This is a genomic window from Caballeronia sp. S22, assembly GCF_964261745.1.
Classification (GTDB): domain Bacteria; phylum Pseudomonadota; class Gammaproteobacteria; order Burkholderiales; family Burkholderiaceae; genus Caballeronia; species Caballeronia jiangsuensis.
Map to the genome: position 1 here is coordinate 559,969 of NZ_OZ180038.1, position 26,367 is coordinate 586,335.

The 26,367-nt window shown below is 64.4% G+C and carries 24 protein-coding genes; 11 read left to right on the forward strand and 13 right to left on the reverse strand.

The window, feature by feature from the left end; genetic code table 11:
• The first annotated feature begins 62 nt into the window (after positions 1–62).
• A complete protein-coding gene (locus tag ACEN42_RS29205) occupies positions 63–1,046 on the forward strand; it encodes a LysR family transcriptional regulator (protein ID WP_371883938.1) in 984 nt (327 codons plus the stop codon).
• On the opposite strand, the gene ACEN42_RS29210 is transcribed toward ACEN42_RS29205, so the two are convergent.
• From ACEN42_RS29210 to ACEN42_RS29240, 7 genes are all read right to left on the reverse strand, one after another.
• Complete coding sequence (locus ACEN42_RS29210; RefSeq protein ID WP_371883939.1) at positions 988–2,205, reverse strand: MFS transporter; 1,218 nt, start codon at positions 2,203–2,205, stop codon at positions 988–990. The genes ACEN42_RS29205 and ACEN42_RS29210 overlap by 59 nt on opposite strands.
• A gap of 86 nt (positions 2,206–2,291) precedes the next feature.
• On the reverse strand, positions 2,292–2,942 hold the full coding sequence (locus ACEN42_RS29215) for a hypothetical protein (RefSeq protein WP_238288659.1): 651 nt from the start codon (positions 2,940–2,942) through the stop codon (positions 2,292–2,294).
• Positions 2,943–2,991: 49 nt separating this feature from the next.
• Positions 2,992–5,271 (reverse strand): EAL domain-containing protein, encoded by a 2,280-nt coding sequence (locus tag ACEN42_RS29220; protein ID WP_371883940.1) that lies wholly within the window; start codon positions 5,269–5,271, stop codon positions 2,992–2,994.
• Positions 5,272–5,396: 125 nt separating this feature from the next.
• The gene (locus tag ACEN42_RS29225; RefSeq protein ID WP_187603934.1) at positions 5,397–6,035 is read right to left on the reverse strand and encodes a DUF5074 domain-containing protein; all 639 of its coding nucleotides are present in this window, start codon (positions 6,033–6,035) and stop codon (positions 5,397–5,399) included.
• Positions 6,036–6,071: 36 nt separating this feature from the next.
• Entirely contained in the window at positions 6,072–7,292 is a 1,221-nt protein-coding gene (locus ACEN42_RS29230) for a helix-turn-helix domain-containing protein (protein ID WP_371883941.1), read from the reverse strand.
• Positions 7,280–7,624 (reverse strand): hypothetical protein, encoded by a 345-nt coding sequence (locus ACEN42_RS29235; protein ID WP_371883942.1) that lies wholly within the window; start codon positions 7,622–7,624, stop codon positions 7,280–7,282. Before ACEN42_RS29235 ends, ACEN42_RS29230 begins: the two co-directional genes overlap by 13 nt.
• A 42-nt stretch (positions 7,625–7,666) precedes the next feature.
• Positions 7,667–8,665 (reverse strand): FUSC family protein, encoded by a 999-nt coding sequence (locus ACEN42_RS29240; protein ID WP_371883943.1) that lies wholly within the window; start codon positions 8,663–8,665, stop codon positions 7,667–7,669.
• Between the two features lie 168 nt (positions 8,666–8,833).
• Between ACEN42_RS29240 and ACEN42_RS29245 the strand changes: the two genes are divergently transcribed.
• The 4 genes from ACEN42_RS29245 (at position 8,834) to ACEN42_RS29260 (ending at position 13,304) form a co-directional block, all read left to right on the forward strand.
• On the forward strand, positions 8,834–9,598 hold the full coding sequence (locus ACEN42_RS29245; protein WP_035501367.1) for a membrane protein: 765 nt from the start codon (positions 8,834–8,836) through the stop codon (positions 9,596–9,598).
• 20 nt (positions 9,599–9,618) lie between these two features.
• Positions 9,619–10,023, forward strand: a complete 405-nt coding sequence (locus ACEN42_RS29250; RefSeq protein ID WP_371883944.1) for a histidine kinase — start codon at positions 9,619–9,621, stop codon at positions 10,021–10,023.
• A gap of 241 nt (positions 10,024–10,264) precedes the next feature.
• Positions 10,265–11,785: a methyl-accepting chemotaxis protein gene (locus ACEN42_RS29255; protein WP_371883945.1), complete on the forward strand. Its 1,521-nt coding sequence runs from the start codon at positions 10,265–10,267 to the stop codon at positions 11,783–11,785.
• Positions 11,786–11,993: 208 nt separating this feature from the next.
• Positions 11,994–13,304: an MFS transporter gene (locus ACEN42_RS29260; RefSeq protein ID WP_238210989.1), complete on the forward strand. Its 1,311-nt coding sequence runs from the start codon at positions 11,994–11,996 to the stop codon at positions 13,302–13,304.
• A gap of 648 nt (positions 13,305–13,952) precedes the next feature.
• On the opposite strand, the gene ACEN42_RS29265 is transcribed toward ACEN42_RS29260, so the two are convergent.
• Entirely contained in the window at positions 13,953–14,876 is a 924-nt protein-coding gene (locus tag ACEN42_RS29265) for a LysR family transcriptional regulator (RefSeq protein ID WP_250485608.1), read from the reverse strand.
• A gap of 143 nt (positions 14,877–15,019) precedes the next feature.
• Between ACEN42_RS29265 and ACEN42_RS29270 the strand changes: the two genes are divergently transcribed.
• The 5 genes from ACEN42_RS29270 to ACEN42_RS29290 are packed head-to-tail and all read left to right on the forward strand — an operon-like array spanning position 15,020 to position 20,473.
• A complete protein-coding gene (locus ACEN42_RS29270) occupies positions 15,020–16,195 on the forward strand; it encodes an L-rhamnonate dehydratase (protein ID WP_371883946.1) in 1,176 nt (391 codons plus the stop codon).
• Between the two features lie 47 nt (positions 16,196–16,242).
• Positions 16,243–17,541, forward strand: coding sequence for an MFS transporter (locus tag ACEN42_RS29275; RefSeq protein ID WP_371883947.1), 1,299 nt, complete (start codon positions 16,243–16,245; stop codon positions 17,539–17,541).
• Positions 17,542–17,565: 24 nt separating this feature from the next.
• Entirely contained in the window at positions 17,566–18,567 is a 1,002-nt protein-coding gene (locus ACEN42_RS29280; RefSeq protein WP_371883948.1) for a 4-hydroxythreonine-4-phosphate dehydrogenase PdxA, read from the forward strand.
• A gap of 4 nt (positions 18,568–18,571) precedes the next feature.
• A complete protein-coding gene (locus ACEN42_RS29285; RefSeq protein WP_371883949.1) occupies positions 18,572–19,528 on the forward strand; it encodes an amidohydrolase in 957 nt (318 codons plus the stop codon).
• Positions 19,529–19,552: 24 nt separating this feature from the next.
• A complete protein-coding gene (locus tag ACEN42_RS29290) occupies positions 19,553–20,473 on the forward strand; it encodes a dihydrodipicolinate synthase family protein (protein WP_371883950.1) in 921 nt (306 codons plus the stop codon).
• On the opposite strand, the gene ACEN42_RS29295 is transcribed toward ACEN42_RS29290, so the two are convergent.
• On the reverse strand, positions 20,474–21,385 hold the full coding sequence (locus tag ACEN42_RS29295; protein ID WP_371883978.1) for a LysR family transcriptional regulator: 912 nt from the start codon (positions 21,383–21,385) through the stop codon (positions 20,474–20,476). It lies immediately after the preceding gene.
• Positions 21,386–21,480: 95 nt separating this feature from the next.
• Here ACEN42_RS29295 and ACEN42_RS29300 point away from each other — a divergent pair, with 95 nt between their 5' ends.
• On the forward strand, positions 21,481–22,581 hold the full coding sequence (locus ACEN42_RS29300) for an NADH:flavin oxidoreductase/NADH oxidase (protein WP_238210972.1): 1,101 nt from the start codon (positions 21,481–21,483) through the stop codon (positions 22,579–22,581).
• Positions 22,582–22,594: 13 nt separating this feature from the next.
• Here ACEN42_RS29300 and ACEN42_RS29305 read toward each other — a convergent pair whose 3' ends face one another.
• From ACEN42_RS29305 to ACEN42_RS29320, 4 genes are read right to left on the reverse strand one after another with little or no spacing between them, the layout of a single operon-like run.
• Positions 22,595–23,278 carry a substrate-binding domain-containing protein gene (locus ACEN42_RS29305; protein WP_371883951.1) on the reverse strand — a complete coding sequence of 228 codons (684 nt, stop codon included), beginning with the start codon at positions 23,276–23,278 and terminating at the stop codon, positions 22,595–22,597.
• A 5-nt stretch (positions 23,279–23,283) separates the two neighbouring features.
• A complete protein-coding gene (ligK, locus tag ACEN42_RS29310) occupies positions 23,284–23,967 on the reverse strand; it encodes a 4-carboxy-4-hydroxy-2-oxoadipate aldolase/oxaloacetate decarboxylase (protein ID WP_309883630.1) in 684 nt (227 codons plus the stop codon).
• Position 23,968: 1 nt separating this feature from the next.
• A complete protein-coding gene (locus tag ACEN42_RS29315; RefSeq protein WP_371883952.1) occupies positions 23,969–24,994 on the reverse strand; it encodes an amidohydrolase family protein in 1,026 nt (341 codons plus the stop codon).
• A 15-nt stretch (positions 24,995–25,009) separates the two neighbouring features.
• The gene (locus tag ACEN42_RS29320; protein WP_238210966.1) at positions 25,010–26,359 is read right to left on the reverse strand and encodes an aromatic acid/H+ symport family MFS transporter; all 1,350 of its coding nucleotides are present in this window, start codon (positions 26,357–26,359) and stop codon (positions 25,010–25,012) included.
• Positions 26,360–26,367: the final 8 nt, after the last annotated feature.

Consider the following 26,367-nt stretch of genomic DNA (forward strand, 5'->3'; position numbering starts at 1 on the left):
TGCTGGCAAGAGCAACTAAGTTCACGTATCGTTGCTCTGTGAGCAACACGGAGCCGATGACGATGCGCGAGATCAATCAACAGCGCCTGCGTTACTTTCATGAAGTGCTGTCGCACGGCACGATTCGCGGGGCGGCGGATCATCTGAATACGTCGCCGTCGGTGATCGCGCGGCAAATCAAATTGCTCGAAGACGAACTCGAAACGAGGCTCTTCGAGCGCGAGCCGCGCGGCGTGCGGCCGACCGAGGCGGCGTTTCATCTGCTCGAATTCTGGCGTGGCTATCGCTCGCAGCAGGAGAAGCTCGAAGACCAGTTGCACGCGTTGAAGGGATTGCAGCAAGGCCAGATCCGGCTCGCGGTGAGCGAGGGTTATGTCGATACGCTCGTCGACGACGTGCTCGCGCCGTTCTGCGCGCGTTATCCGCGCCTCGAAATCGACATGCAGATGCTCGCCGTCGACGATCTGCTGGAGGAAGTCGTGCAAAGCCGCGCGCATATCGGCCTGGCGTACAATCCGCCGCCGCACGAGCGCATCGAGAGTCGCGCGAGCTCGCCGCAGCCGGTCGTGCTGCTCGCGCGCCGCGATCATCCGCTCGCGCAGCGCGGCGGCGTCGCGCGCATTCGCGATCTGCTCGACTATCCGCTCGCGCTGATGCCGCCCAGTTTCGGCATCGGCCATGTCGTGAAGATGCTGGAGACGACCGACAACCTCGCGATCCGCCCGACGCTCACGACGAACTCGCTCGGCGCGCTGAAGCGCTTCGTCGCCGCGGAGAATTTCATGACGCTGATCGGCGAGTTCGCCGCGTATCGGGAACTGGCGAGCGGCGAGCTGACGACGATCCCGATCGCGCATCCGCTATTCGAAAGCGCGCAGGCGAAGCTGCTCGTGAAGACCGGCCGTCCGCTCGCGGCGGGACCGCAGGAACTGCTCGACTGGATTCTCAGGCGGATGCCGATGTTCGCTCATCCGCCCACGGCGGGCGTCAGACGAGCGCGCCCTCGGGCACTTCGGAAAGACGCGCCGCCGGCGAAACCGCGATGATCCACGCCTGCACGACGAAGCCCGCCGCCGCCGCGACGAGGCACGGCCCCATGCCGAAGCGCGCGCTGATCGCCGCGCCGAGCAGCGCGCCCAGCGGACGCGCGCCGTAAGTCGCCGTGCTGTTGAGCGCCGAGACGCGGCCCATCATGTTCGCGGGCGTGATGGCCTGGCGCAGCGTCGTCGAGCCGACCGTCCACAAAATCGGCCCCGCGCCCAGCAGGAAGAAGCTCGATGCCGCGAGCCAGAACGACGGCACCGCGAGCGTTCCGACCATCACGAGCGATGCGGCCAGCCCGCAAAACGGCCCGACGAGCAGCATGCGCCCGAACGCAATGCGCCGCGCCACGGCCGGCGCCGCGAGCGCGCCGCACACCATGCCGACGCCATACGCGCCGAGCGTCACGCCCACCGCCGACGCGCTCAGGCCGAGCCGCTGCACCGCATACGGCACATAAACCGATTGCAACGTGAAGAAGCCGATGTTGAAGAACACGGCGGTGGCGAGCATCGGGCGCAGCAGCGCATCGCGGCCGACGAAACGCGCGCCTTCGCGCAATTCGATCAGGAAATGACGCGCGGCGGCGTTGTGGCGCGGCGGTTCGCGCAATCCCGCGAGCAGCATCGCCGCCGCCGCCGACAAGCCCGCCGCGCAACCATAGGCCCAGCCCGCGCCGACCCATCCGACGATCAGCCCGCCCAGCGCCGGCCCCGCCGAATACGCGACGCTGCGCGCCAGCTCGATACGCCCGTTCGCGGCGGGCAGCGCGGCGCGCTCGACCAGCGCCGGTACGAGCGCGGGCGCGGCGACGTTGTAGGCGACCGTGCCCGTCGCGCCGAGAAAGCCCAGCAGCGCGAGCAGCGGCAGCGTCAATGCGTGCGTGAACACGAGCAGCAGCACGCACGCCATCGCGAGCGCGCGGGCGCATTCGGCCGTCGCCATCAACGTGCGGCGCGAGCGGCGATCCGCGATCACGCCGAGTGGAATCGACAGCAGCAGAAACGGCAGCGTCTGCGCACTCTGCAACAGACCGATATCGACCGCCGACGCGCCGAGCGCGAACACGGCGGCGAGCGGCGCGGCGGCAAGGCCGATCTGCTCCGCCGATTGCGCGAGCAGGTTCGACCAGGCGAGGCGTTGGAAGGAAGCGGGGAAGCGCATCGACGTGGCTCCGTGACGGGATGAGATAGCTCATCGTCACGGATGCGGCGCGCGCCGGCACTCCAGTTCTTGCGCTGTGATTCGCGTTACTGCGGCGTGGCGTCGAGCTTCGCCTTCTCCGTCGCGATCTGATCCGCGATCTTTGCCGCGAGATCGTCGAGCGAGGAGATGGATTCGGCCGTGTTGATCACGAAGCGCGCCGCCGCGCCGTAGGGCTTGGGCGCCGCCGCCGATTTCTGCCCCTTCAGCTCGCTGCTCGTATCGATCTGCGTGAGCGGCGCATCCGGGCTCGCGGCGAGATTGGCGAGCTGCACGGTGACATGCGTGTTGGGCTTCTTGTCCGACGAACCCATCGACGGCAGCGCGGAGCCGAATCCAGACGTCAGCGTTTCGTCGAATTCGCCGGTCACGAGCCAGCCCGAAGTCGGCGGCGGCGAATCCGCCGTCATGTGACACGCGCCGATGCCCTTCGCGGCGAGCTTGCTGACGATGCCTTCGGCCAGCGCCGATGCGTTCTGATCCACCTTCATCGTGTTGCGCGCGGAACGCAGCCGCGAGCCGAGAAAACGCGACGAGCCGCCTTCCTTGCTGACCGGCGTGAAATCGCGAACCTGAACCAGCTTGCCTGCGTTCGCGTCGTTCGCGCCCGGACACGGCGGCGCGGCATCGGCGAGCGCGAGCGTGCTGATCGAAAAGCCGAGCACGGCCAGCGAAACGCGTAAGGATGAAGTGTTCATCGGTGGTCTCCGGCTCGCATGCGCGAGTGTCGCGATGATAACGCCGGTGTCAGCGCAGCGCCGCGGCTTCTTCCGCGCCGGCCTGCGCCATCAGATTCGCGAGCGGCACGGGACGGCTGAGCAGGAAGCCCTGCACCTTGTCGCAGTTCATTTCGCGCAGCGTATCGAGTTGCTCCTGTGTCTCGACGCCTTCCGCGACCACCGTCACGCCGAGCTTGTGCGCGAGATCGATCACGCCTTCGACGACCGTGCGCACCATCGCGTCCGTCGCGATGTTGTCGACGAAGGATTTGTCGAGCTTCAGCACGTCCGGCCGGAAGCGCGCGAAGTAGCTGAGGCTCGAATAGCCCGTGCCGAAATCGTCGATGGCGATGCGCACGCCCATCGCGCGCACGTTCGAAAGCACTTCCTGCGCGTCGTCCACGTTGTCGATCAGCGCGGATTCGGTGATCTCCAGCGTGATGCGGTTCGAATCGATGCAGCCGCGCCGGATCGCGTGCCTGAGCACGGAGACGAGGCGCGGATCGCGGAACTGTTTCGGCGACACGTTGAGCGCCACCGAACACGCTTGCGGCAGCGCGAGCGCGAGTTGCGACGCGGCCAGCACGGCCTCGCGGATGACCCAGTGCCCCGCTTCGACGATGAGCGCGCTCTCTTCCAGCACCGGCACGAACGCGCCGGGCGCGAGCAGCCCGAGTTGCGGATGATCCCAGCGCAAGAGCGCCTCGACCCCGACGAGCTCGCCCGAATCCACGCGATACTGCGGCTGATAATGCAGCACGAACTGATTTTCGCGGATCGCGCCGTGCAGTTCGGCTTCGAGATGCGCGCGCGCGAGATCGTCCTTCTCGCGATCGCCGAACACGCGGAACGTGTTGCGGCCCGCGCGCTTCGCGGCGTACATCGCCATGTCGGCGCTGATGAAGAGCGCTTCGGGCGTGCGTCCGTGCTCCGGATAGAGCGCGACGCCGATCGAGCAGGTCATCGTCAGGCTCTTGCATTCGATCTTGATCGGACGATGGCAGGCGAGCGAGAGCTTGCGGCACGCGCGCGCGATGCTTTCCTGTTCGAAGACGCCCGGCAGGATCACCGTGAACTCGTCGCCGCCCGGTCGCGCGGCCACGGCGCCCTCGGGCAGCGTCTCCTGGATGCGCCGCGCGATCGTGCGCAACACGGCATCGCCGGCGATATGGCCCGCCGTGTCGTTGATCGACTTGAAGCGATCGATATCGATGAAGAGATACGCGAACGGCGCGCCCGCTTCGCAGCGTTTCAGGAGCGCGTCCATCATCGCGTTGCGGTTGGCGAGGCCGGTGAGGCTGTCGGTGTTCGCGAGCCGATGCAGTTCCTGCAGACGCTGGCGCTCGTCGGTGGCATCGACGCACACGCTCACGACGCGCGACACCACGCCGTCCTCGGTCACCGGATAGATATCCGCGCGAACCCAGCGCGTGCGGTCGTGCGGCAGGCACAGACGGAAATAGCTCTGCGTCGCGGCGCCCGTGTTCAGCGCCGTGCGCATTTCGTCGCGCAGCGCGGGCAGATCGTCGGGATGCACGCGCTGCGACCACGCGGTCTGATCGGCTTCGAGCGCGGACATCGGCATTTCCCACATGCGTTCGAACGCGGAACTCACGTGCAGCAGCTCGCGGAAATCGCGCGTCGCGGTCCAGAAGACGGCATCGACGTGATCTTCCATGTCCTTCTGCACCCGCGCGTTGCCGCGCAGTTCGTCGATGAGATTCACTTCCGCGGTGATGTCGCGCGATTTGCACAGCACGGCCGTGACCTTGCCATGCTCGCCGTAGACCGGCGCAAACGTCGATGTCCACCATTTCAGCTTGCCGGTCATCGTGCGGCAGGTGCCGGAAAACGACGTCGATTCACCCGCTTTCGCGCGCTCGAAGGCCTGCCGCGCATCGGGACCGTCCCAGAGCGCGAGCCAGTCGATGCCGACGAGCTCTTCGGCGCAATCCGCTTCGATGAGACGCCTGCCGACATCGGAAATGCACATGATGCGGCCTTCGAGCGAGAGCAGCTTGAGGCAGTCCTCGGCGATGGAAAGCAGCCCATGCGCGACTTGCCGCGCGACGAAGATCTGACGATTCGTCGCCTGCATGCGATGCACGATGATCGTCGCGGCGAAGACGAGCGCGGCGAGCAGCACGTTCCACGGCAGCGGCACGAAGAACGTGCCGCATGCCGCGATGAGCACGCCGAGCGGAGCGAGACCGAGCCCATCGAAACGGCGTGCATGTTCGATGTACGGCAGGTTCCTGGCGACGTTCTCGCCGATGGTCCCGAGGAAATCGTTGGCGCCTCTCTGCACCTTTCTGGCCCTGTTCTGATGATGGCTTTGATCGGTGTTTATCGGCGTGAGGGAGGAAGTCTTTAGTAAGGAACGCGGCGGCGGAGATCGCCGCGCCGTGTCGCAACATCGGACGAAAGCCGTGTTCAGCCGCGCTTCGGTTTGCGCACGGCCCGCACCTTGCCCGTGCGCCCGCCGCCGCAGAAAAAGCGCTCATGTCCGTCCGATTCCAGCCCGGACACGCCCATGCCTTCGGGCATCTCCAGCCGCTCGATGACCTCGCCCGATTGCGGATCGATATGGCGCAGCTCGCTCTCGTCGCCTTCCCAGGTAGCGTGCCAGAGTTCGCCGTCGATCCACGTCACGCCCGTCACGAAGCGATTCGACTCGATGGTGCGCAGGATCGCGCCGTTGTCCGGATCGATCTGATGGATCTTGCGTTCGTTGTATTGCCCGACCCAGAGCGTGCCCTCGGCCCACGCGAGGCCGGAGTCCGCGCCGCCGCCCGGCGCGGGAATCGTCGACAGTACGCGTCCTGTCTTCGGATCGATCTTCTGGATGCGGTCCTCGGCGATCTGAAACAGATGCTCGCCATCGAAGGCCGTGCCCGCATGCGCCGCGATGTTCAGCGAGCGCTCTTTCCTGCCGCTGTCCGGATCGAAGGCATTGAGCGTGTCGCCCGCCGCGAACCACACGCGCTCGCCGTCCCAGGTGACGCCGTGCACCCCTTCGACATCCGGAAAAGGCCCGTATTCGCGGATGATTTCAGCCTTTGCGCGTTTCATTTCGCCGTCCTCCTGATGATTGATCGTGCGTTCATGCTAATCACTCGCGAGCCCGACGGGGAGTAACAAGGTCGTCGTGAATCCGGGCATCGGCGGCGTGGTCCAGCGGCGCGCGCGACCGCGTCCGAACGATTGCACCTTGCCGCTCGCGGCGAGCGCATCGAGCGAGCGCTGCACCGTGCGCTGGCTCGCACCGAGCGCGATCGCGAGCGCCGAGCTCGACCACGATTCGCCATCGGCGAGAAACGCGAGCAGCGGCGCGTACTCGTCCTCGACGGGCAGCGCGAGCACGGCCACCTCGCGCGCTTGACGCGGCTTCAGCAAGAAGCCGCGCGAAGTGGCATCGATGCCCGCGTGCGCGCGCAGCATCGTGCGCAGCCTGCCCATCTCGACGCGCAACCGCGCGCGATGCGTCTCGTCCGCTTCCCTGATGCGAAACGCCCGCAGAATCAGCGCATCGCGCGGCGCGTCGTGGGGCCATGCCTGCGCGAGCATGCGCGCCAGCGTGAAAAGCACGGGACGCGTCGCGAGCGATATCGACGTGTTGTTCTCGCGCACGCACAGACGGCATGCATCGACGACGAAGGTATTCGATGCAAACAGCGCCTCGACCTCTTCGAGCCGGAGCAGCCGCTCGTTTTCGTGTGCGATGAGACGCGCGACCGGCGTGCTGAGGATGCGCCAGGCGCTCTCGACTTCGGCGGCGAGTGCCGGAATGCCCGCTTGCCGCGTGGCTTGTGTCGCGCGTTCGAGCGCGGCGTGCGCCGCTTGCGTGTGAAGACGCCGCATCGCGATGCCCGCCGCGATAAGCTCATGCGCGGCCCGCGACGCGGCCGGAAGCGATGCGGGATTCAACCCGGCGAGCATGCGCTCGGCATCATCGGTCCGTCCGATGAGCAGCGCGCGGCGCACTTCCAGATAGCGCGCATGGGCGGCGTTCACGTGGTCGCCGTGCGCCTCGAGAATCGCGCGGGCGTGATCGAGCGTCTTGGCGGGCCACGTGAGATCGCGCGATGCCAACGCGATTTCCGCTTCCGCGACGATGCAGCGCGAACGCGCCAGCGCCTCTTTCGTACCGAACGCACGCGCCGCGCTTTTCACGAGCGCGCGCGCGCGCACGAAGTCGCCGAGCTGCGCCATCGCGATGCCGCGCAACGCGAGCGCACTCGCATCCTCGCGCAGCGCGATCCGGTTCAGCGCGCCGAGCGGATCACCCGCCGCGAGCGCGCGCGCCGCCGCCGTGATCAGTGAATCCATGCGAATCCCGACACACTTGTCACTCCTTTGCCGTGCATGCCCGCGACTAATCTAACACCGTACTCGACGCGCACCGGACGAACGCAAGGGGATGACATCATGAACGTGCTGACCGCGATCATCGAACGAGAGAGCATGTGCGTTTCGCGCCGCCGGATTGTGGTCGTGGCCGCGCTGGTCTTGCTGGCGGGCGTGATCGTGACCTGCGCGATGCACGCGCCGATATCATCGATGAGCGAGTTGCCGATGCCCGGCGGCTCGATGCTCTTGCCTGCGTTCGCGCCGATGTGCGGGCGCACGTGGCTGCGCGCGGCGGCGGGGTTCGTCGGCATGTGGATCGCGACGATGCTGCCGTCGTTCGCAATAAGCAACTATCAACGCGACAAGCGCCGCGCCACGGCATGTGCGCCGAACACGCACACAATGCCGATCACGCCGCCCGCGAGCACGTGCGTGAGCCGCTCGAACGCATCGGCGGCGGACTGGTTCGCCAGCATGATCGCGAGCGCCACGAACACGCATCGGAAGAAATATCCGACGACGTAGCGCTGAAACGCGACGAGCGTGAGGAAGGCCGCGAGCGTCGCGAGCGTGACGGCGATGTCCGAATGCGGTACGACGAACCGTCCGAGCACGATGCCGATCGGCACGCCCACGATCACGCCGAACGCGCGGTTCGCGAGCTTCGTGCGCGCCGTATCGACCGAACCCGTCACGATGCTGGCCGCGCCCCAGATCACCCATTGCGCACGGTCCATGTGCCAGAGCACCACCATCACCGCCGCAATGCCCACGCTCGCGAGCATAGCCCCGAGATCTTCGCCGAAGGGCGCGCGCTCGCCGAAATCGTCGAGATTGGACCAGCGCGCGGCGGGCTTGCCGCGCGAGCGGATATGCGCCGACACCAGCGCCGGAACGAGCGCGACGAGCAGATAAGGCAATGAGGCGGGCACTTCGCGCAACAGCGCATCGATGCTGCGGCCGCCCTGAAGTTCGTTCGCGAGAATGAGCACGGGAACGAAGGTCCAGTTGCCGAGCGCGCGCAATTCCTTGCCGCGCGACACGAGCAGGATCACGCCCGCCGCGAGCAACATGCACGCGACGACGAAGAACACCGGAACCCGTTCGGCAAGCAGCAGAAGATACGTTCCGGCGATGATCGCGAGCCCATGCGCGAGGACACCGAGCGGCCTCAGCGCGAGCCTGTCCTCCCCGATCACGGTGCCGATCGCGAGCAGCGAGGCCTTCATCCACAAGTCGTTGCCGGTTGCGAGCGCGAGCACGACGAACGGCAACAGCGCGATGGTCGCGCGCAGGAGCGGCCAGACCTTGATTTCGTCGGCGAGACGAAGATGCGGTGCGTCGGCGGACATGCTCGGCGATTCCCCTCGTGAGCCCGCATGAAGTTTAGGACGGTTTTCGGGCGGCGGTTGCCTCGCGGTTACCTAAGCGCGCACTAAGTATCGGCGCACACAGTTCGCGATGACGACGCGCGGTGTTCGCGCGCTCGCACCGACACGAGGAGGCGACACATGCCCGCGATGCTCAACAAGGTACCCGAAGTCACGCTCGCATTCTGGATCATCAAGATCATGTCGACGACGGTCGGCGAAACGGGTGCCGACTATCTCGCGGTGAACGCGGGACTCGGCGTCATCGTGACCGATGCGATCACGGCCGCGCTGCTCGCCACAGTCCTATTCATGCAGATGCGCACGCGTCGCATGGTGCCGTGGCTCTACTGGCTCACAGTGGTGCTGATCAGCATCGCGGGAACGCAGATCACCGATGCGCTGACCGACAGCGCGGGCGTGAGTCTCTACGCGAGCACCGCGTGCTTCGCCGTGCTGCTCGCCTTCATCTTCGCGATCTGGCATCGCACCGAGCATTCGCTCTCCATACGTTCGATCGACACGCGGCGGCGCGAACTCTTCTACTGGTGCGCGATTCTCTGCACCTTCGCTCTCGGCACCGCGGCAGGCGATCTCGCCACCGAAGCGCTCGGTCTCGGCTTCCCGCTCGGCGTGCTGATCTTCGCCGCACTCATTGCGATCACGGGCGCGGCGGCGTTTCTCGGCATGAATCGCGTCGCCGCGTTCTGGATCGCGTACATCCTGACGCGCCCGCTCGGCGCATCGCTCGGCGATCTCATGTCGCAGCCGCGTACTTACGGCGGCATGGGATTCGGCACGATCTACACCAGCGCCCTCTTTCTCGCGATCATCGTCGCGCTCGTCGCCTATGTGACCTATCTCGATCACACGAGCCAGGCACGGCGCCGGCGCGGCGGTTCGCATCCTGCCTGACCTCATCCAAGGAGAAGACCATGAAATCCCGTCATATCGCGGGCGCGGCGCTTTGCGCGGCCGTCGCCATCAGCGCCTTCACAGGCTCGATCACGTCGGCCGGATTCGAACCGATCGGCACGGCGCACGCTGCATCGAAGCTCGGGGACCTGAGGCCGTTTCGCACGATCGCCGCCGATACCGCGACGCTCGTCGACAAGGGCGATCTCGCCGGCGCGAAGGCGCGCATCAAGGACCTCGAAGTCTCGTGGGACGAAGCGGAGCCGTCGCTCAAGCCGCGTGCCGCGAGCGACTGGCATGTCGTAGACAAGGCGATCGATCGTGCGCTGGAAGCGCTGCGCGCGAAGACGCCGCAGCAAGCAGCCTGTAAACAATCACTCGCCGATTTGCTGACGACATTCGACCGGATCGGCGGCAAACCCTGACCCACAGCGAAAAGGCCCTGTAAACAGGGCTTTTTCTGCGTAAGCGTTTTGAAAAACGTTTTACTTGCTCACTAAATGCTCACTAAAGGACCTTGTCCTGCTGTCGTTATACAGGCCAGCCGATGGATTCCAGCGGCCGCGCAGCAGGCGAAGCATCGCCGCCCGCACGCTTGCGCCTTCGCGATGCAGCCACCTTGAGAGAGCTATGTTTTCGACAATCAAAGGCCGACTGGCCTTGGCCATGACGCTTCTGAGCGCGCTGCTGATCGCGATCGGCATGGTCGGAGTGATCGGCATGAGCCGGTCCAACGCGGTCACGTATGACCTCTTCACGAATGAAATGCCGAGCGCGGTGTCGGTCGGCGAGGCGGAAATGTTCATGGCGCGCGAGCGCCTCTCGTTCGATCGCGCGGCGCTGAATGTCGGCACGCCCGCTGCGGAAGATGCGATCGGACGCGGTTCGCTGATGCGCAAAACCTCCGACGACGCATGGACGAAGTATTCCGGCCTGCCGCAAGGCCCCGAAGAAAAGGCGCTCGCCGACAAGTTCAACGAGCAGCGTCTCGCGCTGCAAAAGCTGATCGACGCGGGCTATGCCGATGTCCGCGCGAAAGATCAGGCGAAGATCGTCGACGACGCGAGCGCGATGCAGGCCGCCTTCACCGAATTCGCGAAGACGGGCGTGCTGCTGCGCAAGCTGCAATTCGAACAGGCGAAGGCTTCGTATGATCACGGCCAGGAAGTCTTCGGCACGTTTCGCCTCGGCTGCATCGTTGCGATTCTGCTCGGCGTCGCCGCGGCCTTCTATACATGGATCTCGCTGCGCCGCCGTATTTCGCGTCCGCTCGATGCCGCACTCGCGCAATTCGATGCGATCGCAACCGGCGATCTGCGCCGCAGCGTGACGGTGACATCGAACGACGAAATGGGCCAGTTGTTGCGCGGACTTGCGACGATGCAGTCGAGCCTCATCGATACGGTTCGCACGGTGCGCGGCGGCAGCGAATCGATTGCATCCGCGACCAAACAGATCGCGGCGGGCAACGTGGATCTTTCCTCGCGCACGGAACAGCAGGCGTCGGCGCTTCAGGAAACGGCGTCGAGCATGGATGAGCTGACGGGCACGGTCAAGCAGAACGCCGACAACGCGCGTCAGGCGAGCGTGCTCGCGGCGAACGCGTCGGAGATCGCGGGCAAGGGCAGCCATGTCGTGTCGCAGGTCGTGACGACGATGGGCGAGATCAACCAGAGCTCCTCGAAGATCGCGGACATCATCACGATCATCGAAGGCATTGCGTTCCAGACGAACATTCTTGCGTTGAACGCGGCTGTCGAAGCGGCGCGCGCCGGCGAGGAAGGACGCGGCTTCGCGGTCGTGGCGGGCGAAGTGCGCTCGCTCGCGCAGCGTTCGTCGGCGGCGGCAAAGGAGATCAAGGAACTGATCGACAACTCGGTCGAGCGCGTGCAATCGGGCACTGCGCTCGTCGACGAAGCGGGCCGCACGATGACCGAGATCAGCACGGCGGTGCAGCGCGTGACGGACATCATGGGCGAGATCGCGGCGGCTTCGGAAGAGCAAAGCAGCGGTATCGAGCAGGTGGCGCGCGCCGTCACGCAGATGGACGAGGTGACGCAACAGAACGCGGCGCTCGTCGAGGAAGCGGCGGCGGCGGCGCAGTCGCTGGAAGATCAGGCGGGCGCGTTGCGCACGGCGGTGGAGACCTTCCGTCTTCACGACGAAGGCATGCGCGCGGCGGCCTGAAGCAGCTTCGCGGTTGGACGATGCGCGGCTCGCGATCCTTCGGGACGCGAGCCGCGTGCTTTTGCGCGAGCCATAACCGCCGGTAATCACCTCATGAGGCGAATTCAATAGACGGCTATCGCTGTTTTCGCGAGACTGCGATGCGTCGGATCGACATGCGGTCCGTCCTCGAACAAGAGCGCAACAAGCCTCGGAGGAGACACAAGAGATGCTGCATCGCCCCAGAGTCACACGTTCCGTTCTCGCGCTGATGTGCGCGATGTCGTTCATCATGTATCTCGATCGCGTCAACCTGTCCGCTGCGGCGGGCCTGATACGCGACGATCTTCATCTCACCAATACCGACATCGGTCTCGTGTTCGGCGCTTTCGCTTACACGTATGCGATCTGCCAGGTCATCGGCGGATGGTTCAGCGATCGCTTCGGCGCGAAGACGACGCTCGTGCTGTGCGCATCCATCTGGATCGTCGCGACGATCGCAACGGGATTCGCGGGCGGCGTCGTGTCGCTGTTCTGTGCGCGCATGTTGCTCGGTGTCGGCGAAGGCGCGGCGCTGCCTGCGCAGGCGCGCGCGCTCGTCAACTGGTATCCGGCGAGCAAACGCGGCTTCGTGCAAGGTCTCACGCATTCGTTCTCGCGACTCGGCAATGCACTCACGCCGCCTTTGATCGCGTTGCTCGTCGCGTTCGCTTCGTGGCGTGCGTCGTTCGTGCTGGTCGGCGCGCTGACGGCCGTGTGGGTGGTCGTTTATGCGTGGTACTTCGCGGATAACCCGCGCAAGCATCGGCATATGACGGCCGAGGAAGAGGCCGAGTTGCCGCCTGAAGACAAGGTCGCCGTCGACAAGACGCGCGAGCCGACGCCCTGGGGCCGCCTGCTCAAGCGGATTTCGCCGACGATGATCGTCTACTTCTGCTATGGCTGGACGGGCTGGCTGTTCTTCACGTGGCTGCCGACGTTCTTCATGCACGGACGCGGGCTCGATCTGAAGAGTTCGGCGCTCTTTTCGGCGGGTGTGTTTCTGTCGGGCGTCGTGGGCAATACGGCGGGCGGGGTGATTTCGGATCGCATTCTGAAGCGTACCGGCAGTGTGGTTTCGGCGCGTCGCAATATGATCATCGTCGCGTTTCTCGGTGCGCTCGTGTTTCTCGCGCCGGTGATGGTGGTGAAGTCGCTGCCGGTCATGGCGGCGTCGTTGAGCTTGTCGTTCTTCTTTCTGGAGATGACGATCGGGCCGATCTGGGCCGTGCCGATGGACATTACGCCGAAGCACGTCGGGATCGCGAGTGGGCTCGTGAATGCGGGATCTGCTATCGCAGGGATTTTTTCGCCGATCGTGTTCGGGTTTGTCGTCGATCGGACGGGGAGTTGGACGTTGCCTTTTGCCGGGTCGCTTGGGTTGCTCGCTGTCGGGATCGTGATGACGTTTTTTATGCGGCCGGATATCGCGTTGGATCGGGGGGTGGGTTCTGCTTCGGATGATGATGCTGCGCGGGAGGAGTTGGAGTTTGGGAGGTAGGGGTTCTTCGCGTTGGGTGCCGGATCCCGGGTTCGTGTCGGTTTATTGGCACTGCCCCTCCCCGGGGCGGGGGTCACTTTCTTTGCTGCTGCAAAGAAAGTAACCAAAGAAAGCAGCTTCTCATCGCCCGCGGTCACACGCACGTTAGCCATGCTTGCCAGCCGTCGATGGCACTCGCCTAAGTGTCGTCCTCGAAGGACTTACCGGGCTTGGCTCGCGCACGGTCTGACGCGCTAGCCGTTATAGCGCGCTGGTTCAGCACGAAAAAGCTTCGGCACAGCGCTACGCGCTGCCGCTGGGTATGCGAGAGACACCTTCGAAGAAGGAGCGCGCGCAAACCCGATTGACCCATCGGCCGCGAAGCGGGCCGGAGCTATTGGTGCTGAACCAGTCTGTTATGTGGTGCGATGGGTCGGACCGTGCGCGGTCCAAGCCCTTATCTGCTTGCGGGGGCACTCGCTACTGCCGGGCCATTAGGCCAATCGTCTGTGCCGCGGCCGGTGTGAAGTGCTTAGGCTGGGGATAGCTGTTTCTTTGGTTACTTTCTTTGCAGCAGCAAAGAAAGTGACTGCCGCCCCGCACAGGGGCAGTGCTAATAAACCGACACGAAATCAGGATTCCACAAAAACAAAAAAACAAAACCACCCATCAAGCCCTCCGAATCGCCTCAATCACCAACTGCGTCGCCGGACTAATCCGCCTGTTCTTCCTGAGAATCAACCCATATGGCGCGAGCCGCCCCCTCAACCCCGTAGGCAATGAAGCAATCGTATCCAAAGCGGAATAATAGTCCGCGACTGAACTCGGCAGCACCGCCAGCATGTCCGAGTCCCGCAACAACGACAAGGTAGTAAGAATCGAAGAAGTCTCGACGGTGCTAACCGGCGGCGCAACCCGCGATTCGCGAAACGTCTGATCGATGATCTGCCGCATCGGACTCGGATGAGGCTGCACGATCCACGGATACTTCGCCAGATCGGCGAGCTTCGGCTTCGCCGCCATCCCGACAGCCGGATGCTCCGGCCGCGCGACGATCGTCAGCGCCTCCTCCGACAAGGTCTCGAACGTCAAATCGAGCGCGGAGAAGCCGTAAGGAATGCGCCCCACCACAACATCAAGCTGATCCTGCTGCAAAGCCTGCACGAGCACATCGCTGGTATCGATCTGCACGCTGATCTGCAAGCGCGGATGCGCTTCCTTAAGCTGCACGATCACCTTCGTCAGCAGATCGGGCGCCGGCGCCATCACCGCGCCGATGCGCACCTTGCCAATATCGCCCGCCTCGATCGCCGCCAGTTCCTCGCGCAATTCGTCGAGATCCTCGAAGACGACCCGCGCGTATCGCATCACCGCTTCGCCGTAAATCGTCGGCTCCATGCCCCGCGCATGGCGCACGAACAGCGTCGCGCCGATCGTGTCCTCCAGTTCCTTCAGCGCCTTGGTCGCGGCGGGCTGCGTCATCGCGAGTTCGTCGGCGGCGCTTCTGAGCGATTCGGTCTCCGAGAGCGCCATCATCAATTGCAGATGACGCAGACGCAGGCGTTTGCGTATGGTCGTGGCGGGCGCGATCATGCGAGCGATAACTCCAGGAAATAGCCTGATGCAAATAATTCAATGGTCAGTTATCGCGGAGTTTCGCACACTAGCGCTACCCGATACAGCCGCGCAAACCCTCGTTTCAGCGGCCCCACCCGAATAGACCGGAGACACCGAAGATGAAGATCAAGCATGTCCGCGCACGCGTTTTCGAATGGAAAGGCAAGGTCGTGCCGCCGCAATCGCACTTCTGCACGAACGCCGTCGATGTTCTCTACGAACGCGGCGACGCAATGGGCTCGTTCCGCTTTCACGGCTGGCTCGTGGTGGAGATCGAATGCGACGACGGCACCGTCGGCATCGGCAATTGCGCGCTCGCGCCGCGCGTCGCGAAACAGATCGTCGATGAATATCTCGCGCCGATCGCTATCGGCGAAGATCCGTTCGATCACGAATACATCTGGCAGAAGATGTATCGGCGCACGCTCGCATGGGGCCGCAAGGGCATCGGCATGGCGGCTATCTCCGCCGTGGATATCGCGCTGTGGGACATCATGGGCAAAGCCGTGAAAAAGCCCGTCTTCAAGCTGCTCGGCGGCCGCACGAAAGAGAAGATCTGGTGCTATGCGTCGAAGCTCTATAACAACGACGACCGCGATGCATTCCTCGCGGAAGCGCAAGGCTATCTCGATCAGGGCTTCACCGCGATGAAGATGCGCTTCGGCTATGGGCCGAAAGACGGCCCGAAAGGTATGGCCAAGAATCTGGAACAGGTGCGCCTGTTGCGCGAACTCGCAGGCGACGATGTCGACATCATGCTCGAATGCTATATGGGCTGGACGCTGGAATACGCGCGCCGCATGCTGCCACGTCTCGCCGAATTCAATCCGCGCTGGCTCGAAGAGCCCGTGATCGGCGACGACGTCGAAGGTTATCAGGAGCTTAAAAAGATGAACATCGTGCCGATATCCGGCGGCGAGCACGAGTTCACGAGCTATGGCTTCAAGGACCTGCTGGAACGTCGCGCCGTCGATGTCATTCAGTACGACACGAATCGCGTGGGCGGCATCACCGCCGCGCGCAAGATCAACGCAATGGCCGAAGCGTGGTCCGTTCCCGTGATTCCGCACGCGGGCCAGATGCACAACTATCACCTGACGATGTCGAGCACCGCGAGCCCGATGTCCGAGTTCTTCCCCGTGTTCGACGTCGAAGTGGGCAACGAGCTCTTCTACTACATCTTCGACGGCGAGCCGCAGCCGGAGAACGGCTATCTGCAACTCTCCGATGAAACGCCGGGCCTCGGCATCACGCTGTCCGACAAGCATCTGAGCGACTTCAACATCATCGAATGACGCAATGATGCAGGGCCAATGAAGCCCGACACTATCCGGAGACAGACATGGAGAGCAGGATCGAATCACACGCGGCGCGCGACGCCGCCTCGTCCGAACACGCGACGAGCGTACGCTGGCGCATCTTCGGCGTGGTATTTCTCATCACGCTGATCAACCTCGTGGACCGCATCTCTCTTTCCATCGCGATGCCCACCATCGCGAAAGAATTCGCGCTCTCGCCCGCGATGCAGGGGCTCGTGCTGTCGAGCTTCTTCTGGTCGTATGCGCTCCTGCAGATTCCGGGCGGCTGGCTCATCGACAAACTGGGGCCGCGCAAGGTCGTGGCAGGCGCGACTGTCTTGTGGGGAATCTTTCAGACGTTGATGGGCGCAGCCACCGGCGGCCTGTCGATGCTGTTTCTGCGCGTCGGTCTCGGCGGCGCGGAAGCCCCGCTCTTTCCCGCGGGCAGCAAGCTCAACGCGCTCTGGCTGTCGCGCACCGAACGCGCGCGCGGCGCGGTGCTGATGGATGCGGGTTCACCGCTCGGCGCGGCGATCGGCGGCCTCGCGATCTCCAATCTGATCCTCGTGTTCGGCTCGTGGCGCACAGCGTTCGTCGTCGCGGGACTTGCGACCATCGCATGCGGCTGGCTCGCATGGCGCTATCTGCGCGACGATCCCGCGAAACATCCGGGCGTGAACGGCGCGGAACTCGCGCATATCCGCGACGGCGCGCCAGCCGTGTCCAGCGCGGGGCGCGCAAGCCAGGACGATGCGCCGCTGCCGCTGCGCTCGACCATCGCGATGTGCGTCGGCCGCATGAGCTGGGCGATGATCTTCTTCGGCCTGCTCACGTGGGGCCCGAGCTATCTCACACAGGCGCGCGGTTTGAGCCTGTCGCAGATCGGCGCGGCGACCTTCTTCATCTTCCTCGCAGGCGCACTCGGCTCGCTGTCGGGCGGCTTTCTGTGCGATGCGCTGTGCGCGATGAATTTCTCGCGCGGCAAGGTCGTGAAGAGCATGATCGCCGTGTCGGGGCTCGTCACGCTCGCCGTGTTCGCCTCGTTGCCGACCATCACGTCGCCCGTCGTCGCGGTCGCGGTGCTGTGCGGCGCATCGTTCCTGCTGATGTGGGGCAGCCTCTACTGGAGCCTGCCCTCGTTGCTCGCAAGCCCCGGACGCGTCGGCCTGCTCGGCGCGTGCATGAACTGCGCGGGCAGCGTCGGCGGGATTTCGATTCCGCTCATCACGGGCTTCATTCTTCAGCGCACCGGTTCCTTCGATGCGGTGCTGCATTTTTACGGCGCGTGCGCGCTGGTGTATATCTTCGGTTCGATCGCCATCGATCTGCGCCGCACCCGCTAACAACGATCACGAGACCCTACACACATGAAACCTCTCATCGCAGTGCTTCTCGGCGACCCCGCCGGCATCGGTCCCGAACTGATCGCGCGCCTCGTCGCGAAGCCGGAGAATCGCGCACGCGCCGATCTCGTCATCATCGGCGACAAGCGCGAACTGGATCACGGCATGGAGATCGCGCAGCAACGTTTCGACTATCAATTGGTCGATAGCGTAGATGCCGCCGCGCGCGATACCGACGTGCCCTCGCTCATCGACTTCCGCCTGCCCGACGACGCGCCCTACGAGCGCGCCGTATCGACCGAACGCGGCGGCCGCTACAGCCTCGAAGCCTTCAAACAGGCGCTCGCGGTGACGCGCGCAAACCGCACGCAGGCGATGCTCTTCGCGCCCGTCAACAAGACCTCGCTGCACATGGCCGGCATGGAGACGAACGACGAAATGGAATGGTTCGCGCGCCAGCTCGATTTCAGCGGCGCATTCTGCGAGTTCAACGTGCTCGACGAGCTGTGGACCTCGCGCGTGACCTCGCATATCGCGCTGAAGGACGTGAGCGCGAAGCTCACGCAGGAGCGCATCGTCGGCGCGGTGCAACTGATTCACGATGGCCTCAAGCGCGCGGGCATCGAAGAGCCGCGCATCGCGGTCTGCGGCTTCAATCCGCATAACGGCGATAACGGCGCGTTCGGCCGCGAGGAAATCGACGTGATCGCGCCCGCCGTCGAACACGCGCGCGCGCAAGGTTACGACGCGCAAGGCCCCTTCCCCGCCGACACCATCTTCGTGCGCGCACGCGATCAGAGAGTCTTCGACGGCGTCGTCACGATGTACCACGACCAAGGTCAGATCGCGATGAAGCTGATGGGCTTCTGGCGCGGCGTCACCGTGCACGGCGGCCTGCCCGTGCCGATCGCGACGCCCGCGCACGGCACCGCGTTCGATATCCACGGCCAGGGCCGTGCCGATGTCGGCGCAACGCAAAAAGCGTTCGACATCATCGTGCGCATGGCGCAAGACCGTGTGAGCTGACGCCATGATGCAAGAGCGCATCGAAGCCTTGCGCGAGCGCTTCCTGGAAAGCGGCGACGACGCGGACCTGCCCATCGTCGACGCACATCATCACTTCTGGGACGTGGCGCGCAACTATCATCCGTGGCTGCGCGATCTGCCGCGCATTCCGTTTCGCTATGGCGATTACGTCGCGATCTGCAGGAACTTCCTGCCCGACGATTACTTCGCGCAGGCGGGCAATCATCGCATCGTGAAGACGGTGATGATGGAAGGCGAATGGGACCCGCGCGACGTGCTCGGCGAAGCGCGCTGGGCCACCGCATTGCACGAGCGCACCGGCTTGCCGAACGCGATGGCCGCGCAAATCTGGCTCGATCGCGACGATGCCGCCGATGTGATCGCCGCCTATCGCGAGATGCCGCTCGTGCGCAGCGTGCGTCACAAGCCGAAGACCGTTCCGCGCGCGGAGCATCGCGCGGATTTTGCTGCGCCCGGCTCGATGCGTTGCGCGCGCTGGCGACGCGGTTATGCATTGCTCGCGCAAAGCGGCCTGATGTTCGGATTGCAGGCGCCGTGGTGGCATTTCAACGAAGCGGCGGAACTGGCGCGCGATTTTCCGCACATGAAAATCATCGTGAACCATACGGGGCTGCCCGCGGATCGCAGCGAAGAAGCGCTCGCCGCGTGGCGCGCCGCGCTCGATGCGCTCGCGCAGTGGCCGAACGTATGGCTCAAGATATCGGGCATCGGCGAAGCTGGCGTAAGCTGGAGCGTCGGGCGCAACGGACGCATCGTGCGCGATGCGATCGAAAGCTTCGGCGTCGGCCGCTGCATGTTCGCGAGTAACTTTCCGGTCGACAGTCTCGTCGTCACGCTCGATGATCTTTTCGCGGGCTTCAAGACCATCGTCGCGGATCGCACGCGGGAAGAACGCCTCGCGCTATTCTTCGACAATGCGAGCGCGCTGTATCGCATCTAGACCCATCACAGGAGACACACTTCAATGGCTGCACCTGCTTATCGCGGCGTATTTCCCGTCGCCCCGACCATCTTCGACGATCAGGGCCGTCTCGATCTCGAAGGCCAGAAGCGCGCGATCGATTTCATGATCGACGCCGGTTCGAACGGCGTCTGCATACTCGCGAACTTCTCCGAGCAGTTCGCGCTGTCCGATGCCGAGCGCGATACCGTTCAGCGCACCGTGCTCGAACATGTCGCGGGCCGCGTGCCCGTGATCGTCACGACGACGCATTTCAGTTCGCGCGTCTGTGCCGAGCGCAGCCGCGCCGCGCAGGACGCGGGCGCCGCGATGGTCATGATCATGCCGCCGTATCACGGCGCGACGATCCGCGTCGGCGAGCGCGGCATTCACGAGTTCTATCGCGAAGTGTCGAATGCGATCGACATTCCGATCATGATTCAGGACGCGCCCGTGGCGGGCACGCCCCTTTCCGCATCGTTCCTTGCGAAGCTCGCGCGCGATGTCGAGCATGTGTCGTACTTCAAGATCGAAACGGCGCAGGCCGCATCGAAGCTGCGCGAACTGATCGAGCTCGGCGGCGATGCGATCGTCGGTCCGTGGGACGGCGAAGAAGCCATCACGCTGATCCCCGACTTCGACGCGGGCGCGACCGGCGCGATGACGGGCGGCGGCTATCCGGACGGCATTCGCAAGATCGTCGACGCCTACTTCGCCGGCGACATCGACAAAGCCGCCGATCTGTATCAGCAATGGCTTCCGCTCATCAACTACGAAAACCGGCAATGCGGTCTCGCCGCGTGCAAGACCTTGATGAAGGAAGGCGGCGTGATTCGCTCCGATGCGGTGCGTCATCCGCTCGCGCCGATGTCGCCCGCCGTGCGCGAAGGGTTGCTCAAGGTCGCGCGCAAGCTCGATCCGCTCGTGCTGCGCTGGGGGCATTGACTAGCGGCGGCGCTTCCTTTTCGTATCGGCCATCATCGCGGGAACGCCGACACGTTCCCGCAAATACTCCACGGTCCGCGCGCAACGCGCGGGCAGCGGCCATTCCGCGCGACGAATGAGCCACAGCGTATCGACGACAGGCGCGCCGCACTCCACGACGCCTATCGCTTCCGGCTTGCCGAACGCGATGCGCGCATAACGCGGTATCACCGTGAAGCCGAGCCCGCGCGCGACGAACTCCAGGATGAGGCTGATCTGATTGCAGAAGCCTTGCCTTCGCAGACTGCCGACGCCCGGATTGCCCGGAAAGCGCCGGCTCAGCAAGCGGCTCGCCATCATATGCCCGTCCGGATAATCGATGAAACCGAGCCTTTCCAGATCGCTCCATTCATGCACATCCGCATTCACGGGCACGACGAGTTCGAGCGGCTCTTCGATGAACTTGCTCGCGGCAAGGCGAGGATCGTCGGGCTTCAACGTGACGATGCCCAGATCGTAGCGGCTCTGCAATACGGCTTCGAGCACTTCCGAATCCGGCCCGAAGCGATGACGCATCTTCCATTCGGGACGCTGCTGCTGCAAATCCAGCAGTAGCGGAAACAAAACGAGCCCGATGCTGCCCGGCGTGATGAGGCCGATCTCGCCGGCTTCGTCTTCGCTATCCGAAAGACGCGACGCGAGACGCTTGCCCGCCAGTTCCATCTCTTCGCAATAGTCGATCAACGCCCTGCCCGCCGGCGTCAGTTCGATGCCGCGCGGACGGCGTATCACGAGCAGGCCGAGCGCGTCTTCGAGATGACGAAGGTGCTGGCTCACGGCCGCCTGCGTCAAATCGAGCCGTTCGGCGGCGCGCGTGAAGTTGCCGAGATCGACGAGCGCAAGAAAGGTGCGCAGCCATTGCGGATTGAGTATCACAAAATTTTATCGAATCGATAATCCCCAGATAGTTTTCATTATGGCACTGAGCGGTTAAATTGCAGGCCTCAACTCAATTCGAGAAAACCCGCATGTCAGCACTTTTCACTCCGTTCAAACTGAAAGACGTCACGTTGCGCAACCGCATCGCCATTCCGCCGATGTGTCAGTACAGCGCCATCGACGGCTTCGTCAACGACTGGCACGTCAGCCATTACGCGAGCCTCGCGCGCGGCGGCGCGGGCCTCGTGATCGTCGAAGCGACGGGCGTGTCGCCGGAAGGCCGCATCACGCCCGGCTGCACGGGCCTCTGGGACGATGCGCACATCGAAGGCATGAAGAAGATCGCCACGGCGATCAAGGCGGCGGGCGCGGTGCCCGGCATCCAGATCGCGCACGCGGGCCGCAAGGCGAGCGCGAACCGTCCGTGGGAAGGCGACGATCACATTTCCCCCGACGACGCACGCGGCTGGGACACGCTCGCGCCTTCGGCCGTCGCGTTCGGCGCGGGGCTGCCGAAGATGCCCAAGGCCATGACGCTCGAAGACATCGAACGCGTGAAGGCGGACTTCGCGGCGGCCACGCGTCGTGCGCGCGAAGCGGGCTTCGAATGGCTGGAACTGCACTTCGCGCACGGTTATCTTGCGCAGAGCTTCTTCTCGGTGGATGCGAATCAGCGCGACGATCAGTACGGCGGCGATCTCGCGGGGCGCAGCCGTTTCATCGTCGAGACCTTCGATGCGGTGCGTGAAGTGTGGCCGGAGAATTTGCCGCTGACGGCGCGCTTCGGTGTCATCGAATACGATGGCCGCGATGAAGTCACGCTGAACGAATCCATCGAACTGACGAAGACGCTGCGTCGCAAGGGACTCGATCTGATGAGCGTGAGCGTCGGCTTCTCGACGCCCGATGTGCGCATTCCGTGGGGACCGGCGTTCCTCGGCCCGATCGCGGAGCGTGTGCGCCGGGAAGCGGAGATTCCGGTTGCATCGGCATGGGGATTCGATTCGCCGCCGAACGCGGAACGCGCCGTCGAGTCGGGTCAGCTCGATCTCGTGATGGTCGGCCGCGCGCATCTTTCGAATCCGCACTGGCCGTATCACGCCGCGAAGCAGTTGAAGGTGGAGAAGCCGTCGTGGGCGTTGCCCGCGCCGTATGCGCACTGGCTCGAACGTTATGCCGTGGCCGAATGATGGCTCGATGTGACTAGCAAGGCTCCATGCCGTGGCGCACTTTGGCGCCGTCGGCATCGGGCGAAGCGAGAAACGCAAGGAACACGCGCGCGAGTTGCGGCGCGTTCGCGTTCGCACAGATCGCGCCCTCGAACACCGTCAGCGTTTGAATCCGCGGCGGCAACATGCCGAGCACATCGATGCCTTCGACGCCGATCATCTCGCTCATCTGCTGGAAGCCCAGTTCCACTTCGCCACGCGCGATGAGCGTGCCCACCGCGACACCCGGCGGCGCCTGCACGATGCGCGAAGCGATGCGTTCCGCGATGCCCCAGCGCTCGAACAGACGCGTCAGATAAACACCGCTCGGTCCCGTCGAATAACCGATGCTGCGTGCCGCGAGCACGGCCTCGCGCACGGCGGCTTCATCGTCGATGGCGGGACGCGGTGCGCCCTTCGCCACCGCGATCGCCACGCCCGAGCGCGCGATCCGCACGCGGCTCGCTGCATCGATGCGCGCCGACGCCGCAAGCCGGTCGATCGCGTCCGAAGCGAGCACGACGATATCGAACTCCTCGCCTTCTTCGATCCGCTTCAGCGCCGCGACGCCGCCCACCGATTCGATCGCGACACGCTCGCCCGACTTCGCTTCGAAAGCGGACGCGAGATCGTTGAGCACCTGGCGCGTGGCCATCGAAGAAATGCCGTTCATGCTCATGCGCATCAGTCGATATAACGCAAGCCCGCTTTTTCCAGCGGCTCGCGCATCTTGTACATGTCGAGGCCGAGCACGCCGCTTGCGAGCTTCGCGCGCTTCTCTTCTTCGAACGCTTCGCGCGCCACGGCCTTGTCGAGCACCTGTTGCGCCGATGCGGACGGCACGACGACGACGCCATCGTCATCCGCGACGATCACATCGCCGGGCGTGACCCATGCGCCCGCGCACACGACGGGAATGTTCACCGAACCGAGCGTCGCCTTCACCGTGCCTTTCGCCGAAATCGCGCGGCTCCAGACCGGGAAATTCATCTCCGTCAATATGCGCACATCGCGCACGCCGCCATCGATGATGAGCGCCCGCGCGCCGCGCGCCTTGAAGCTCGTCGCGAGAAGATCGCCGAAGAAGCCATCGGTGTTGTCGGTCGTGCACGCGGCCACGACGATATCGCCCGGACGAATCTGCTCGGCCGCGACGTGCATCATCCAGTTGTCGCCCGGTTGCAGCAGCACGGTGACAGCCGTGCCGCTCGCCTGCGCGCCCGTGTAGATCGGCCGCATGTAGTTCTTCATCAGGCCGACACGGCCCATCGCTTCGTGCACGGTCGCCGAGCCGAGCGCGCCGAGCTTGTCGGCCGCATCCGCGTTCGCGCGATCGATGTTGCGATACACCACTCCCAGTTCGTACATATCAACGTCCCTTTGCTTTGAGCGCCGCATCGAGGCGCGGATACACGCGGCGCGCGTTGCCTTCGTAAATCTTGTAGCGCGCTTCGGGCTCGATCTGCGCGGCCTCGACATAGCGCTTCGTGTCGTCGAAATAATGCCCGGTTTCAGGATCGATGCCGCGCACCGCGCCGATCATCTCGCTTGCGAACAGAATGTTGTCGACGGGAATCACGCGCGTCAGCAAGTCGATGCCCGGCTGGTGATAGACGCAGGTATCGAAGAACACGTTGTTGAGCAAATGATCCTTCAGCAAGGGCTTTTTCAGCTCCTGCGCGAGACCGCGAAAGCGTCCCCAGTGATAGGGCACCGCGCCGCCGCCGTGCGGAATCACGAACTTGAGCGTCGGAAAATCACGGAACAGATCGGACGTGAGGCACTGCATGAAGGCGGTCGTGTCCGCGTTGAGATAGTGCGCGCCCGTCGTATGGAAGCACGCATTGCAGCTCGTGCTTACGTGGATCATCGCGGGGAGATCGTACTCGACCATCTTCTCGTAGATCGGATACCAGTAGCGGTCCGAGAGCGGCGGGCTCGTCCAGTGCCCGCCTGAAGGGTCCGGATTCAGGTTGATCGCGACATTGCCGTATTGCTCGACGCACTTCACGAGCTCGGGAATGCACGTCGAGACATCGACGCCCGGACTCTGCGGCAGCATCGCCGCGGGAATGAAGCTGTCGGGAAAGAGCTCGCTCACGCGATAACACAGCTCGTTGCAGATCGCGGCCCACGTGCTCGACACTTCGAAGTCGCCGATGTGATGCGCCATGAAGCTCGCGCGCGGGCTGAACACGGTGAGATCGAGGCCGCGCTCGCGCATCAGTCGAAGCTGGTTCGCTTCGATCGACTCGCGCAGTTCATCGTCGCCGATATGCAGCTCCGATGCGCTCGGCATCTCCGATGGATTCTTGATGGCGGCGATCTGCCGGTTGCGCCACGCTTCCAGCGCCTTCGGCGCGGTCGTGTAGTGGCCGTGAATGTCGATGATCATCCTTTACTCCAGGTACTAATGTGCTGCGGTCGTTTGTGCGTGCGCTTCGTCGGCACGCGTGCGTTGCGCGACGAGAATCGAGATCGCGGCGAGCGTTGCGGGCACGGCGAGCATCGCAAGGATCGCGCCGAACTCCCAGCCGAGACCGAGCAGCGCGCCGCCGAACGCGGAACCGAAAATGCTGCCGAAGCGGCCCATGCCGAGCATCCAGCTCACGCCGGTTGCACGCGCGACCGTCGGGTAGCGGCTCGGTGCGAACGCGTTGAGGCCCGTTTGCGCGCCGCTCATGCAGAAGCCCGCTGCGAACACGAGCACGGCAAGCGACGACGACAACGCGCCGATCCACGCCAGCCCGAGCACGCAGACCGCGCCGCCGAGATACGCCGCGCTGATGACGGGCGCCGGGCGCACCTTGTCCATGATCCAGCCGACGATGATCGCGCCGATCGTGCCGCCGATCTGGAACATCGCCGTGATGTTCGCCGCCGACGACACCGTGAGACCCGCGTCCTTCATCAGCGTCGGCAGCCAGCCGGTGAGCAGATAAATCACGAGCAGGCCCATGAAATACGTGATCCACAGCGCCGCCGTCATCAGGCCGTAGCCCTGCGAGAACAATACGCCGATGGGCTTTTTCGTGGGCAGCGGCGGCTCGTTCGATACGAACGTTTCATTGCCGTCGAAGCGCGCGCCGCACACGCGGCCAAGCACCTTGCCGATCCGCGCCGAGGTCGCGCCGCGCACCGCGAGCAGACGCGCCGATTCGGGCAGCAGCCAGATTTGCAGCGGAATCAGCAGGAGCGGCAGCGCGCCGCCGCAGATCAATACAGAGCGCCAGCCGTGCACCGGAATCAAACCGCCCGCGAGGAAGCCGATCAGCGCCGAGCCGAGATTGAAGCCCGTGAACATGATCGTGATGAGCAGCGCGCGCTTGCGTTGCGGCGCGTATTCGGAGAGGAGCGTCGTCGTATTGGGCATGGCCGCGCCGAGACCGATGCCGGTCAGCACGCGCAGCAATGCCATGCTCGAAGGCGAATTCGTGAACGCGGTCGCGATCGTGAACACGCCGAAGAGAAACACCGAGGTAATCAGCACCCACTTGCGTCCGATGCGATCCGATGCCGGTCCCGCCGCAAGCGCGCCGATCACGAGACCGATCGGGGCGGCGCTCATCACGAGGCCGAACGCGGGGCGCGAGATATGCCAGTCCGCGATGATCGAAGGCGCGATGAAGCCCATGATCGCGACGTCCATGCCGTCGGCCGTCACGATCAGAAAGCACAGCGCCACCAGCAACCACTGGTAGGCGGAAATCGGGCGTTCGTCGATGAAGCCCTTGATGTCGATGGTTTTACCGATAGCCATGTTTGTCT